This window comes from Streptomyces sp. NPDC058964 (genome assembly GCF_042741275.1).
GTDB lineage: Bacteria > Actinomycetota > Actinomycetes > Streptomycetales > Streptomycetaceae > Streptomyces.
In genome coordinates this window covers 16,006-30,427 of the sequence record NZ_JBHYKH010000044.1, presented here as the reverse complement: position 1 = coordinate 30,427, position 14,422 = coordinate 16,006, and the positions used below count along the sequence as shown (strand labels likewise).

Here is a 14,422-nt window from a genome sequence, read left to right as displayed (position 1 = left end):
GCCCGGCCCGCCGCGCCGGGCCGGCTTCGTCGATAAGTGGAACTCCTGCCGAGGAGGCATGCGAAAGCTCTCCGTGGGCACGATGTGCCAGACCGGGTCGAGGGCGAGGCTTGGGCGTATCAGGTGCGGGGCACAGGCCTCGTACCGAAAAAGCGGTACGAGCCAGCGCGAGGAAGACCGGACAGTACGAGGCCTGAGGAGGCGTCATGGACCGCCGGATCCGTGTTCGTGTCAGCCGTCGGCCCGCCGCACCCCGCGGGCAGGAGATCGATCGCAGGACGCCCTCGGGCCGGATCCTGCCGTACTGACGCAGTCCACGCCGGGCTCAGGCGGCCAGCGGATCCAGCGTCAGCGGCTCGATCCTGCCCTCCAGCATGGCGCCGATGCCCTGTACGGCACACACGTCGGGCCGCTCGGCGATGTGCACCGGCATTCCGGTCGCCTGCCTGAGCATCTCGTCGAACCCGGGGAGCAGGGCGGAACCGCCGACCATCATGATCCCGACGTCGGCGAGGTCGGCAACCAGATCGGGCGGGCAGACCCGCAGCACCTTGCCGATGCCGTCCAGCACGGCCGTCAACGGCGTCTGGATGGCGTCCCGCACGGCCGAGGTGTCGACCTGCACGCACCGGGCGAGGCCGGTGGCCACGTCCCGCCCGTGGATCTCCGTGGTCACCGGTCCCTGCGCGTTGAGACCGTTGCTGGACAGGGCGAGCTGCAGCGGCCGTACGGACTGGCTCGGCAGCATCAGTTCGTGCTCGTGCCGCAGGTGCTGCACGATCGCGTGGTCGACGGCCTCGCCGCCCACGTTGATCCGCTCGGCGGTGACGATCGAGCCGAGCGAGAGGACGGCGACCTGGGTCGCGGCGGCCCCGCACACAATGATCATCATGCCCTGGGGCCGTTCCACCGGGAGCCCGCAGCCGACGGCGGCGGCGATGAGGGTGTCGACGAGCTCGACGCGGCGGGCGCCGAGGCCGACCAGGGTCTCGATGGTCGCCCGCTGGGCCAGCGGGTCGGCGTCGTGCGGGGTGCAGGCGGCGGCCCGCAGTCGGGCCTTGCGGCGCAGGGCGCGGCGGGTCTTGTCGCCGAGCAGATGCCGCAGCATGCGCTGGGCCATCTCGATGTCGACCACTGTGCCGCCGGAGACCGGCCGTACGACGCGGATGTAGTTCGGCGTCCGCCCCGTCATCCGCTCCGCGAACTCGCCCACCGCGATGAGCGCGCCGGTCCGGGTGTTCACGGCGGCGACGGAGGGCTGGTCGACGACGAGCCCGGCGCCCTTCACGTACACCCGGGTGCGGGCCGCCCCCAGGTCGACGGCGAAGTGGCAGCGGCGCAACTGCTCAAGACTGACGGTCACGGCAGATCCTTCCGGGTGCGCTGGCCGTGCGGGTGCCGCCGGGTGGCGGGCCTCTCTTCCTGCATCCTGCGCGGGCCGGGGAGGCGTGCGCCTTCTGGAGGGGGCCGGGCGGGGCACGGCCGAACGGGGGTAGTTGCCGCTCGTCCCGGAGTGTCGGACGGCGTCACAGGCCGCGGGCTGCCTCGAGGAGAGGCTCGAGCGAGGAGAGGGTGATCTCGCCGCCCCCCTCCCGCAGGCGCCGGCGCCCCGCCGCGGTGGGGGCGTAGCCGACCGGGCGGAGGCCGACCTGCTGCGCCGCGGTGAGTTCGGCGACCGAGGAGCTGATCAGGACACCTGACGGCGCCGGCCCACCGGGGGAACCCAAGGCCCGCAGGAGACAGTCCGGGTGGGGCATCAGCAGGCCGAGGTCGTCGCGGCGGCCGTGGACACCTGCCAGGGGCAGACGGTGGGGCTTCACATAGCGGTGGACGGCCTCGGCGCACACGTCCGTCACCACGACGACGCGACGGCCGGAATCGTGCAGGGCGCGGACGAGCGCGACGGAGCGGTGTGTCGTGGGCGCGTCGGGCACGGCGGACAGTTCGAGCTCGTCGAGGCGTGCCCGCAGAACGGGCCCGAGCCGGTCGTGGGCGAAGGCGCGCAGCACGTCCAGGGGGTGCACGAACGCCTCGTTCCCGGCGGTGCCCCCGGCGGACGGCGGCCGGCCCGCCAGGGCGTCCCGCGGATCGCGGTGCTCGGCGACGACAGAGAGCAGGGCGAGAGCCGCCTCGCGTGCGGTCTGCGCCGGGAACAGCCGGGCGAGGGGGCCGTCGAAGCCGATCAGTACGGTCTCGGCGTCGGCGAGGACGGCCGAGAGCCGGCGGCGTGCCGGCACGGCCCGCTCCGGTACCGGCGCGGGCGTCCCTTCGGGGGCCAGGTGCACGGAGCAGGACACCGCCAGCCCCGGCACCGGCCAGGCGCGCAGCTCCGCGTTCACGGCGCGCTGGGCCGCGCCCGCGCGGCGCAGCGGATGACGGCGGGTGATGCGGGTGGCCGCGTCGCGCAGATGTTCCAGCAGCAGCCCGGAGATCCCGGTGGTCTCACCGCGGACGAAGGCGACCGGGTCGTCGACGTGCCACGACAGCTCCACCACGGCGGTGAACACGCCCTTGCCGGAGCTCGGCAGGGGCAGCGTGTGCCGGGCCCGGTGCGGGGTGAGGTCGACCGAGTAGTACGTCTCCGGACGCGGCGGGCCCGTGCCGTACGGCCGGACCGGGTCGAGCAGCGTGAGCGGGCCGTCGGACCGCGTGTGTACGACGGCCGTGCGGCCCGGGGTGGGCATGCCGAGCTCGTGCAGATCGTGGGTGATGAAGGGGCCCTGGACCAGGTCGCGTTCCCGGGACCCCCGCTCCGCTGCCGCCCAGGTGCAGTGCCAGGCGACGGGCGGGGTGTCCCGCTCGCTGCCGCGGTACAGCGGCTGGAAGTGGCGGGGGCCCTGGGCGGCGGAGCTGGCCGTGAACTCCTCGTACAGGGCCGGGGAGACGACGACGGTGATCTCGGCGGGAGCGCTCCGGTGCGACTCCGGCAGATGCGCCGGTGCGGAGGGGTTTTCCCACAGGAGCACCTGCAGGCGCGGCCGGTCCGCCAGCCTCGCGAGGGCCACGGGGAGCCAGCGGAGTGTCGCGACCAGTACGGGCAGGAGGTAGGAGCCCGGTTCGGTGCGGACCCGGTAGCCGTTGGGCAGGACCGTCACCTCGTACTGGTGAGGGGCCAGGGAGCCGCGGGAGAGGAGCTCGTGGACCGCGTACTCGAGGGTGATCCGCGTTTCCGGGTGGCCGGTCAGGTCGTCGGTCAGGAAGGTGATCGTGGGGCGGAGCGGCTGCGGGGGCGGGTCCTGGCCGGGCCCGGAGCTCAGGAGGGAGAGCCTGGCACGGAGGGCGTCGAGTTCGTCGCGGGTGCGCCGGGCGGCCGGACCCGGGACCCCCCGCAGCGGCTCGTCCCGCCACAACTCCAGTGCCTGCTGGGCAAGTTCACGGCTCGCGGGCAGGTCCTCCGCGGCGCGGGCCCGCTCGGAGCCGGCGGCCAGACGGCGGGCGCGGAGGACGTCGACGTCGTCGGGGGCACAGAGGCGCTCGAGGCGGAGAGCGTATCCGGTCTCCTCGACGGTCAGGACGTCCGGCCCGAGGACCTGGCGCAGGCGTGCGACGTACGTGTCCAGGAGGCCGTCGGTGACGAACGGGACGGGGTCGTTCCCGAGTCCGGCGGCAAGCTCGTCCCCCGTGGCCGGCCGGCCCTCCCGCAGCAGCAGCATGCACAGAACGGCCTGCTCGCGAGGGTCGTCGACCGGTACGGGGCGGCCACCGAGGGTCACCCGGAGCGGTCCGAGCAGGGAGAAGCGGAGTCCCGCGTGGTGTGGGCTCAGCCGGAGGAGCCGCTCGACGCCGCGCTGCTGGAGTTCCGGTGCTCCGGAATCGAGTTCGGCGCAGGCCACGGTCAGCTCCGATGCGAGCGTGTCGGATCCGCCGCGGTACAGCCCGCGCACGATGTGCCCGAGTGCCCGTAGGTTGCCCGCACGTGTCGCACTGCTCAGCGGTGCGGCGTCCAGACAGGTCAGGACCGGTCCGTCCGAGCCGAGGACGACGGCGTGCGCCTCCAGCAGGCTGCGCGGTCCGTCCTGCGCGTGCAGGGCGAGGACCGCCTCGGTGAGCGGCGGCAGCAGCGCGACGACCTCGCCGGCGGACAGGTCCCGGCCGCGCCCCAGACGCTGCTGCAGCGTCGGGCCGGCGACGAACTCACGGACCAGGTACGGGGTGCCGTCGTCGAAACCGTGATCCCGGACCGCCGCGATCCCGGGGTGGCGCACCTCGGCGAGGCGTCGGCACAGGTCCGTGAAGCCGGCCGGGGAGCGTGGCAACGGCGGGTATCTGCGCACCAGGACGGGGGCGTCCCCGTCCTGCGTGTCCTCGGCCAGCCAGCCCATCCCCCCGGGCTCCGTCCGCCGCACCAGCCGGTACCGCCCCCCGAGCAGCCTCCCGGCCCGCCCGGCCCGCTCGGTGGAGTCGTACAGCCGCCGCAGGCTCTCCTGCCCGACCGTGGCGAACGCATCGCCGTCCACACCGGTGCCGGAGCCGGACGGCGCGGGCGTCACCGCGCGGAACTCGCCCGGCGCCACCCCGCTGCGCTCCTCGATCAGCCCGCCCACCCGGGAGAGCAGTTCGGCGGTGCGCCCGCGTGAGGAGCGGGGCAGACCGCGCAGCAACAGGTCCCGCACGCCGGGCCGGAAGGCGTAGGACCCCGGCGGGCCGGGAACCGTGCCGAGCATCCCGCTCAGGATGACCTCCGCCAGATGCTGCGGCCGCGGATCCGGCTCCACCGCCCGCTGGACCAGCCGCATCACCGGCAGATCGGGGCGGCCCACCGCCAGATGCCCCGCAAGCCGGAACGCCTCCGGGGAGGCCGTCGCGCGGAAGCGGAGGACCAGTTCCTCGGCGGACAGCCGGGCCACGTCCGTGCGGTCCTCCGTGTCGTCCGGTCCCAGCGGCACCCCCAGCGTGGCGGCCGAGCCGGGAAACCGGCCTCCGTCGGCCGATGCCACCAGTCCGGCCCAGTTCGCCAGCCAGCGCGGCTCGGCCTCCAGCACGGGCAGGGGCAGGGTGCCGTGCCCGTCGCGCGCCTCGTGCCTGTCGTACGGCGAGAACGTCAGCGCCGCCGCCGGAGCCGCCGGGAACGGTGCCGAGAACACGCCCGGTGCGGCGGGCAGCGCCGTGTCCCGCCACAGATGCTCGGGCAGGGGCTGGACCACCGCCAGCGGCATCTGCCGCCCCCAGCGGCGCAGGGTGCCGTACCAGCGCGTTCCCGCCTCGCCCCGCCGCCATTGCGGGCCCATGCAGTCGCTGATCACCAGGGTGACCGCGCGGTCGCCGGCGGGGCCGTGCGCACCGTGGCCGCGGACTTCGCCGTCGGGCTCCGCGCACAGCGCGGACACCGTCCGGAACACCCCCGACTGGGCCAGTGTCGCGTGCAGTTCGCGGATCAGCGGGCGCCACACCGGCATCGTGGGACCGGTGTCGTGGACGAGATTCAGGCGCAGCCAGCGTTCCCGGGCGGGGCGCAGCACCGGGAGCCACCACTCGGGGGCCGCGCCGAGGCGGGCGATGCGGTCGGCGGTGGCCCGCTCGTCGAGGCGGTGACCGACCGGCGCGTCGGTGCGCCGCTTCAGTGGGCGCAGGGAGCGCTGCAGGCCCAGGGTATGACGCAGCATCGGGGGCGCGGGCGCCAGCAGGGAGGCGTACGGGCCCGATGGCGTCGTGCCGGGGGAAGGAAGGTGGAGCGGGGCACGGCGGGGCTGCTCGGCCGACGGTGCCCGGCCGGGCGGCGGCAGGGGGGCCGGCGGTGCCGCCTCGCCTTCCTCCCGCGGTTCCCGCCGTACGTCCTGCCGGGGCGCCGGATTCTCCCGTGCGGGGTCCGCCGCCCCGGCTGCCGGTTCCATTCGTCCCGCCAGCCACACCAGTTCCGCCAGCTCGCGCGGTGTCGGTCGCACGCCGTCGCCCGCCCGGGCCAGCACGTCGGCCAGCCGGGCCAGCGGTTCCGGGCCGGCGGGGCGGTCAGAACGCATCGGCCTGCGGGGCCTCGCTCAGGTACGGCATCAGCTGTTCCGCCAGCCCGTCCAGGGAGTCCGCGGTCAGGCCGGACGAGCGGGCCAGGTAGATCGCGTTGAGGAGCTGGTCCGTGGCGAGGTCCCCGCCGTTCACCCGGGACAGGAACCGGGTGATCAGCGTCCGGGCGTAGTCGTCCGGCTCGCCCAGGTGCGCGCGGACGATCTCGGCGAGATGGCCGTCGTCGGGCTGGCGCAGCCGGAGGGTGACGCAGCGGCGGAGGAAGGCCGGCGGGAACTCGCGCTCGCCGTTGCTGGTCAGGACGACGAAGGGGAAGGCGCGGCAGCGGACCCGCCCGCGTCCGACCGGCACCCGTTCGTGCGTGCCGTCGGCCATGACCCGTGCCTCGGGCGTGTGACGGGAGGCGCGCACCAGCTCGGGGATCTCGTACTGGCCCTCCTCCAGCACGTTCAGCAGGTCGTTGGGCAGGTCCAGGTCGCTCTTGTCGATCTCGTCGATGAGCAGGGCACGGGGGCGGGCGTAGGGGAGGAGGGCGGTGCCCAGGGGCCCCAGGCGCAGATGCTCCTCGACGCCCGACTCGGGGGAGGGATCCCCCGGTTCGTCCGCGGCCGCGGCCCGGCGGGCGGCGTAGAGGCGGGAGAGGGGGTCGTACTGGTAGAGCGCGTCGTGCAGGGTGCTGCGGCTCGTGACGTTCCAGCGGAGCACCGGGCCGAGTCTCAGTTCACGGGCCACCGCGTACGCCAGTGAGGACTTTCCGGTGCCGGGCGGGCCCGTGACCAGCAGCGGACGGCGCAGGTAGAGCGCCGCGTTGACCAGTTGGACCGTCTCGGGCGTGGCCTGGTACGTCTCGGCGCGGTGAGTGCGGTCGGGGGAGGTGGCCGCCGTGTCGGCCGTGTCGGCGGGCGTCTCGAGCTCGGGACCACCGTCGAAGGCGCGCCACGGCGGGGGCGCGGGCAGCTCGGTGATGCCGTCGTGCGGCTCCTTCGTGCCGGTGTACACGGGCCACAGGGGCATGGGGGTCCCTCTTCGTCTTCTTCGGCCGGGCTGGTCAGGCGACGGGCGAGTGCAGGCTCGCGGTGGGCTCGGGGAAGCAGTGCGGGTCGTCCCACAGGAGCTGGACGCCCCTGGCCCAGTGCCCGTCGGGGTCGTCGTCCGCCTCCGCCTCCTCCCGCAACGACTGGATGCGCCGGGGGAGTTCGGCGGGTGGTACGCCGTCCAGGCATGGGACGAGCGCGTCGAGGAAGGCGACGCCCGCGCAGGGGCCGCCGCTGCCGGGGGTGTCGTGCCCGGTCCCGGTGCAGCCGGTTCTGGGCCAGAGCAGAACCGGGACCGGGGTGTTCAGGCCGGCCTCGAAGTGGTCCGGCGCGGCCGAGGGCGGGACGGCGAAGCCCGCCAGGTCCGCGTCCTCGTCGCGCAGCCGTTTGCGCAGGCTGGGCGGTCGTTCCCGGTCGCCGCAGCCGACGCGGTGCAGGGGCGCGGCCCCGGTGCCGGTGCCGAGTCGCTGCCACTTCTTCGTCAGCTGGTGGCGCAGACGGGCGCTGCGGTGCCGCGAGCGGTCCGCGACGACGACGGGGTGGGCGCAGCCGAGGGGGGTGGAGTCGTCGGGGCCGCACTCCCAGTGGGCGACCGGCTCGTTCAGCCATTCACGCGGCAGCACGAACGTCAATAACTCGTCGGCACCGGGGGTGAGCTGGGTGAAGGCCTCGTCGATGCGCTCCTGGACGTACGCCCGTACTCCCGAGCGGGGCAGGCGCACCGTGCCGACCGGGCGGCGCAGGCCGTCGCGGTACGCGGACACCTCGACGGTGACCTGATCCGCGCCGGCGCCGCTGCGGTCGATCTCCACGAGGATGGGGGACCAGGACGGGCGCGCGGCGGGTGCGGCCGCGGCCGCCGGGGGAGTGGCCAGGAGTGCCTCCAGCCGGTCGGCGAACCGCGTCACCGCCTCGGGGTCCGGCACCTCCCACTGCACGTACCAGGCGGCCGGCCACAGCGAGGCGAACCCGTCCGGGGGCAGCGGTGGGCCGAAGCCGCCCACGGCGTCGACGTACAGCCGGTCCGGGTCGCAGCGCAGGCCGGCCGCCACCGCCCTGCGCACCAGCCCGTACAGCCGTCTCGTCGCGCCGGGAGCGTCACCGTGGGTGGGGACCAGTTCGCCGAGCCCGTGCCAGTAGCGGGCCATGACCGTGGTGGGCAGCATCCGGCCCACGCGGACGTCCCGCTCGGCTGCGATCTGCGTGACCATGCCGACCACCCGGCCGTCCGGCAGGGTCACGGCCGCACCGCTGAAACCGTGCGCGAGGGGCTGCCCGTGGGCGGTGGCGGCCTCCAGCTGCACCCACTCGTCGGAGATCAGCGTGGGGGCCAGGGCCCGGTAGCGGGCGAGCGCACCCTCGTCGTACTCCTCGGGGAAGCCGTACGCGACCAGGTCCGGGGAGGGAGTGCCGTGCTCCGCGCCGGGCGGCGCGAAACGGGCCGGGGTCAGGGGCACTTCGCGGTCGAGCTCCAGTACCGCCAGGTCACCCGGGTCCGTGGCACCGCCCCGCCAGCCACCGTGCACGGCCACGGTGGCCGGTACCCCGCGCAGCTCCCTGCTGTTCGGGAACGTCACGGTCAGGGGCGCCAACTGGCTGTCCCGGACGACATGCGCGCAGGTCAGCACCTTGCTCGACGTCACGAGGAAACCCGCCCCGGCCACCGTGCCCCCGCACTCGATCCGGGCGTGCCAGGCAGCGCCGCTCATGATCCGGCGGTGGGCTCCGCGGCCGACGGGACCGTGGCTGCCCCCTCCGGTGCCCCCTGTGCCGACGCGTCCGCGCGGGCCGCCGTCCCTTGCGCCGAGGACCAGCTCAGCTTGACGACCAGCTGCCCCTCCGCCGCGCCCTTGGCGATCACGGCCCCGGCCTCCGCGCTCAGCTTCACCCCGAACTCCAGCTCCACGGAGTCGGGTCGCAGCGCGCCGTCGCGGAAGACCCGCAGCGCGGAATGGGCCGCGGAACGGACACCGTCCAGGGCGCCCTCGAAGGTACGGGCGGTCCGGTCGGCCGGCCCGCCGCCCGGTCCCTCGCCGCGTGAGACGAGCCGGGTTCCGGTCGCGGGATCCGCGGTCTCCACGACGACGACCGCGCCGTCCTCGGTCTCGAACTCCACCAGCCTGGCCATGGCTTCGCCCGCTCCCCCGTTCTCGGTCCAGTAGCAACTCCATTGTTGCCGAAAGCGGCTGACGGTGTCTCGGCTTCTCCGCCGCGCCCCTGCCGCCACTGGCGGGAACCCGCCGGGGCACCTTTCCGCCAGGCGTGCTCAACTCCCTTGCAACACAAGCCCCGTGACACTGCTTCGCAGCACTCGACGCACTCGACGCACTCGACACGAGAAGAGGCGTGGATGACCAGAGGACCAGCCGGACGTGGGGCGACCCTCCTGTCGGCCGGGCTAGCGATCGCCCTCCTGCCGGCAACCCAGGCCGCCGCTCGGCAGCCCGTCGCCGCGAGCCGGCCCACCACGGGCGCAACCACGGGAGCCACCACCACGGGAGCCACCACCGTCACCCTCGTCACCGGCGACAAGGTGACCGTCACCGATCTGGGGCACGGGAAGAAGACGGTCACGGTCGAGCGGCCGCCCGGCGCCACCGGAGCGGTGCGCACCCAGACCGCCGGCGGCGACATCACCGTCGTACCGGACGAGGCACGAAGATATCTGCGGGCGGGCACCCTGGACCGACGGCTGTTCGACGTCAGCGCCCTGATTCGGCAGGGGCTCGGCGACCGGAAGACCGGTGAGCTGCCGCTGATCGTGACCTACGGCAAGGGCACCCGTGCCGTCACGCCACGTGGCACCCGCAGGACGCGGACCCTGTCCAGCCTGCGCGGGGCCGCCGTCGAGGCGGACAAGGGGCGGACCTTCTGGCGGTCGTTCACCGGGAACGGCGGCATCGACAGGGTCTGGCTGGACGGGCGCGTCAAGGCAGACATGGCCGAGAGCAACGCGCAGATCGGCACGCCCGCCGCCTGGGACGCCGGGCTGACCGGCAAGGGCGTCACCGTCGCCGTCCTCGACACCGGCGTCGACCTGGGCCACCCCGACCTGAAGGACCGGGTCACCACCACCAGGAGCTTCATCGACGGGCAGGAGGTCGCCGACCGCAACGGCCACGGCACCCACGTCACCTCCACCGTCGGCGGCAGCGGGGCCGCCTCCGACGGCAAGGAGAAGGGCGTCGCACCCGGGGCCACGCTCGCCGTCGGCAAGGTGCTCAGCGACGAAGGGTCGGGCAGCGAGTCACAGATCATCGCGGGCATGGAGTGGGCGGCGCGGGACGTGCACGCCCGGATCGTCTCCATGAGCCTCGGTTCCACCGAGGCCAGCGACGGAACCGACCCCATGGCCCAGGCGGTGAACACCCTCTCCCAGGAGACCGGCGCCCTCTTCGTCGTCGCCGCCGGAAACACCGGCACCCCCTCCTCCATCGGCTCGCCCGGCGCCGCCGACGCGGCCCTCACCGTCGGCGCGGTGGACGCGGACGACCGGGCCGCCTACTTCACCAGCGCCGGACCCCGGTACGGCGACAACGCCCTGAAGCCCGACATCTCCGCGCCCGGCGTCGGCATCCTCGCCGCCCGCTCCCAACTCGTCCCCGGCAGCGGCTACTACACCTCCATGAGCGGTACGTCGATGGCGACCCCGCACGTCGCCGGGGTGGCCGCCCTGCTCGCCGAGGAACACCCCGACTGGACCGGCGCGCGCCTCAAGGACGCCCTGATGTCGACGTCGAAGCGGCTCGACGAGTCCGCCTATGTGCTCGGCGCGGGCCGGGTCGGCGTGCCCGACGCCGTGACGGCGGAGGTCACCGCCACCGGCAGCGCCGACCTCGGCTTCTACAGCTGGCCCTACGACGCGAACAAGCCCGTGACGAGGACCGTCACCTACACCAACTCCGCGGACTCGGCCGTCGGCCTGAGCCTCTCCGTCCAGGGCGCCCCGGCCGGGGTCGCCACCCTCGCCGACACCACCCTCACCGTCCCCGCGCACGGCACCGCGTCGACGACGGTCACCGGCGACGGATCGAAGGCGCCGGTCGGCACCACCAGCGGGCAGATCGTGGCCGCCGTCGCCGGAACGCCGGTCGCCCACACGGCCTTCGGGCTGGTCAAGGAGGAGGAGCGGTACACGCTCACCGTCCACGTCAAGGACCGGGACGGCGCCCCCACCGCCGCCGACCTCACCGTGCAGCGGCTCGCCGAGGGCGACGACCCCTTCCCGGCGTACGCCGACGGCTCCGGCACCCTGAGACTGCGGCTGGCGCCGGGCACCTACTCCCTGGCCTCCTTCCTGGACGTGCGGGGCGGCCACGGCGCCGACTCGCTCGGGCTGGGCTTCCTCTCGGCCCCGGAGATCACCCTCGACCGGGACCGCGAAGTCACCCTGGACGGACGCACGCTGCGCGAGGTGAAGGCCGCTGTGGACCGGCGCACCGAGACCCGGCAACTGGTCATGGAGTACGACCGGAAGGCGAACGGCGCCGACCTGTTCGGCGCGGTCCAGGTGCCACTGACCTACGACAGCGTCTTCGCCGCGCCCACCAAGAAGGTCGCACAGGGCTCCTTCGAGTACCGGACCGTGTGGCGGCTGGGTAAGCCGCTGCTGGAGGTCCACGGGATCGGCGAGGCGGTCGTCCAGCCCGGCGGCACGCTCGTCGAGGGGCGCCGGCGGCTGCCGCTGGTGGATGTCGGTGACGGCCCGTTCACCGGCGTCGAGGGCAAGGCCGTGCTCGCCCGCCTCACCGACGGCACCGATCCGGCCGCCCTCGCCCAGGCCGCCCAGGACGCCGGTGCCAAGGCCCTGTTCGTGACGGACGACACGCCCGGACGGCTCATGGCCTGGTGGGGCACGGACGACAACGCCGACCGGCCCCTGCAGATCGCCACGGTCGACGCGGCCGCCGCGGCCCGGCTGCGGGCCGCGGGGAAGGTGGACATGACGGGCACCCGCAACTCGCCCTACATGTACGACCTTTCGGAGGGACACCGCGATGAGGTCCCGGACCGGGACCTCACCTACCGGCCCTCCGGCCGCCGGCTCGCCGCCCTGGACGTCAGGTTCCACGCCGTACGGCCGGTCGGCGGAGGAGAGTTCCGGTACTCGATCACCGACTCCTTCCCCGTCGGACTCGGCTTCCAGGAGCGCGTCGACTACCCCGCCGAGCGCACCGACTACGTCTCCACCGGCCCCGGCCAGCTGTGGCACGAGTCCGTGTCGGTGGGCGACGGCGTGCTGGAGGAGCGCAGCGGCCTGGTGCGCTACACCGGCGGGACACGTCCGGCGCTGAACTGGTTCCGGCCGGTCTGGCACCCCTGGCTGGGCACCGGGCTCGGCTGGGGACAGCAGCGCGCCGGGAACCAGATCCAGCTCAACACCCCGGGCTGGGGCGACTCCGGACCCGACCACACCGGCTTCGGCGACGTGTGGAGCGACGACACCGGGATGACCCAGTACACGGCGGTGTACCTGGACGGCACGCTGGTCGACCGGCGCAGGAGCTCCGGGGCGTACGTGTGGCACGCGCCCGCCGACGAGCACACGTACAAGGTCGTCACCGACACCACCCTGGACGCGGACCGCTGGGGCCTGGCCACCCGCGGCCACGCCGAGTGGACCTTCAGGTCGGCCGCCACTGCGGAGGACCGCTGGACCTACCTCCCGCTCGTCAACCTCGCCTTCGATGTCGACACCGGCCTCACGGGCGACGTACGGGGCGGGAGCCGGGTACCGGTCGGGCTCGCCGCGCAGTACGTGGCCAACGCGTCCGGCACCGGCACCCTCGGCGGCGGCAGACTCGAGGTGTCGTACGACGACGGCACGACGTGGCGGACCGTGCCGCTCACCGGACGCGCGGCCTCCTGGCACGGGACGCTGACCGTGCCGCGCGGTGCCGAGCACGTGTCCCTGCGCGCCTCGGCACACGACGACCGGGGCGGCTCGGTGACCCAGGAGGTCATCCGGGCGGTGGGGGTGCGTTAGCCCCGGGGCGGGGGGTGGTCCACGACGCCCCGGACCACCCCCAGCTCCACCAGGTCCTGCGGCCGGATGCGGAGCTGGTCGGCCGTGGCCTCCGTCTCCTCCGGCGGGCGCTTCAGGATCGCGGCCGCCAGCTCCGGGGCGATGACCGAGAAGTAGCTGTCCGGCGTGGCCCAGGTGTTGCCCGGCGCCGCCAGGGCCAGCGCGCCGCCCGAGCCGCCCTCGCCGACGACGAGGGTGGTGACCGGGATGCGTGCGGCGGCCACGGCCCCGAACAGGTCCGCGATCGCCGTGCCCGCCCCCTCCCGCTCCGCCCCGGCGTCGTTCTCTGCGCCCGGCGTGTCCACCAGGGTCAGCACCGGTATCCCGAGCCGGTCCGCCAGCCGGATCAGCCGGGCGGCGGTGCGGTAACCCGCGGGGCGGGTCTTCGTCCCGGTCTGGGCGGCGTACGCGACGGTACGTCCGTCCCGCTCGCCGAACCCGCACAGCATCCCGTCGGGATCTGCGCCCCCGCAGCGGTCGCCGGAGAGGGCGGCGCGGCGCGTGAAGTACGCGTCCAGATAGGCCCGCGCCCGCGGGCGTTCGGGGCGGCGGGCGCGGAGGACGGCCTCCCAGCCCGTCGCCGGGAGACTCGCGCAGCCGAGGGCGGAAGGCGGCGGGGCCTCCGCCGCGGGCGTGGTCAGCAGCCGCAGCCACAGCCCGAGCGTCTCCCGCAGCTCCTGCGGCCGCACCACCGCGTCCGCCGAACCCGACGCCACCTGCGCCTCCGCCGTGTAGGCGGCCGGATCGGCGTCCGCCGGACGGACCCGGGAACCGGCGAAGCCGACCTGGGCGCCGGGGAGGGCGAGCGTGACATCGGCACCGGCACCCAGGGTGGCCCAGCCGCCGCCCGTCGTCGGGTCGCGCAGCACGGCGATCTGGGGCAGGCCCGCCTCCCGGGTGAGCACCGACTGCCGGGCCACACGCTGGAGCTGGGTCAGCGCGAGCATGCCCTCCTGCATCCGGCTGCCACCGGTGGCGATCAGCGGCACGACCGGGAGGCGGTGCGCGCGGGCGTGGGTGTAGGCCGCTTCCAGCCGGTCGCCGGTGCGCCTGCCCAGGGAACCGCCCAGGAAGCCGAACTCGAAGGCGATCAGCACGGCACGCGTGCCCCCGACGCTCGCGGTGCCGCAGACGACCGACTCCTCCTCCCCGGTGCGCCGGGCGGCACGGGCGCGCGAGGCGTCGTACCCCTGCCAGGCGATCGGGCCGTCCGGTGCCGGCTCCCTCTCCTGATACCCGAGTTCGGTGAAGGTCGCGGCATCGCAGACCAGCGCCAGGACCTGGCGCGCCGACAGCCGCTCAGACACCGTGCAGCGCCCCCGGACAGATCTTCACCCAGTCTGTTTGGGGCGAGGGGGCCCGGGGGCGCGCGCGCCGCGGGGGCGGGGGGGGGGGGCGCCCGCGG

Annotated in this window: 7 protein-coding genes; 1 reads left to right on the top strand and 6 read right to left on the bottom strand. The window is 74.7% G+C overall.

Annotation, left to right across the window (positions count from 1 at the left end):
• Positions 1 to 325: 325 nt before the first annotated feature.
• From ACFW2E_RS08660 to ACFW2E_RS08640, 5 genes are all read right to left on the bottom strand, one after another.
• Positions 326 to 1,363 (bottom strand): rod shape-determining protein, encoded by a 1,038-nt coding sequence (locus ACFW2E_RS08660; protein ID WP_384463416.1) that lies wholly within the window; start codon positions 1,361 to 1,363, stop codon positions 326 to 328.
• Between the two features lie 163 nt (positions 1,364 to 1,526).
• Positions 1,527 to 5,957, bottom strand: coding sequence for an SAV_2336 N-terminal domain-related protein (locus ACFW2E_RS08655; RefSeq protein ID WP_384463413.1), 4,431 nt, complete (start codon positions 5,955 to 5,957; stop codon positions 1,527 to 1,529).
• Positions 5,947 to 6,972, bottom strand: a complete 1,026-nt coding sequence (locus ACFW2E_RS08650) for an AAA family ATPase (protein WP_384463410.1) — start codon at positions 6,970 to 6,972, stop codon at positions 5,947 to 5,949. The genes ACFW2E_RS08655 and ACFW2E_RS08650 overlap by 11 nt, the downstream gene beginning before the upstream one ends.
• A gap of 34 nt (positions 6,973 to 7,006) precedes the next feature.
• Positions 7,007 to 8,701, bottom strand: coding sequence for a trypsin-like peptidase domain-containing protein (locus tag ACFW2E_RS08645; RefSeq protein ID WP_384463407.1), 1,695 nt, complete (start codon positions 8,699 to 8,701; stop codon positions 7,007 to 7,009).
• A complete protein-coding gene (locus tag ACFW2E_RS08640; RefSeq protein WP_384463403.1) occupies positions 8,698 to 9,120 on the bottom strand; it encodes a CU044_2847 family protein in 423 nt (140 codons plus the stop codon). Before ACFW2E_RS08640 ends, ACFW2E_RS08645 begins: the two co-directional genes overlap by 4 nt.
• 222 nt (positions 9,121 to 9,342) lie before the next feature.
• On the opposite strand from ACFW2E_RS08640, the gene ACFW2E_RS08635 reads away from it, so the two are divergent.
• On the top strand, positions 9,343 to 12,978 hold the full coding sequence (locus tag ACFW2E_RS08635; RefSeq protein WP_384463400.1) for a S8 family serine peptidase: 3,636 nt from the start codon (positions 9,343 to 9,345) through the stop codon (positions 12,976 to 12,978).
• On the opposite strand, the gene ACFW2E_RS08630 is transcribed toward ACFW2E_RS08635, so the two are convergent.
• Positions 12,975 to 14,324 (bottom strand): carboxyl transferase domain-containing protein, encoded by a 1,350-nt coding sequence (locus ACFW2E_RS08630; RefSeq protein ID WP_384463397.1) that lies wholly within the window; start codon positions 14,322 to 14,324, stop codon positions 12,975 to 12,977. The two genes, ACFW2E_RS08635 and ACFW2E_RS08630, sit on opposite strands and share 4 nt — an antisense overlap.
• Positions 14,325 to 14,422: the final 98 nt, after the last annotated feature.

What these genes read in the sequence shown, in the direction of transcription:
- ACFW2E_RS08655 (WP_384463413.1), bottom strand. Translation starts at nt 5,957, where the DNA reads ATGCGTTCTGACCGCCCCGCCGGCCCGGAACCGCTGGCCCGGCTGGCC.
- ACFW2E_RS08650 (WP_384463410.1), bottom strand. Translation starts at nt 6,972, where the DNA reads ATGCCCCTGTGGCCCGTGTACACCGGCACGAAGGAGCCGCACGACGGC.
- ACFW2E_RS08645 (WP_384463407.1), bottom strand. Translation starts at nt 8,701, where the DNA reads ATGAGCGGCGCTGCCTGGCACGCCCGGATCGAGTGCGGGGGCACGGTG.
- ACFW2E_RS08640 (WP_384463403.1), bottom strand. Translation starts at nt 9,120, where the DNA reads ATGGCCAGGCTGGTGGAGTTCGAGACCGAGGACGGCGCGGTCGTCGTC.
- ACFW2E_RS08635 (WP_384463400.1), top strand. Translation starts at nt 9,343, where the DNA reads ATGACCAGAGGACCAGCCGGACGTGGGGCGACCCTCCTGTCGGCCGGG.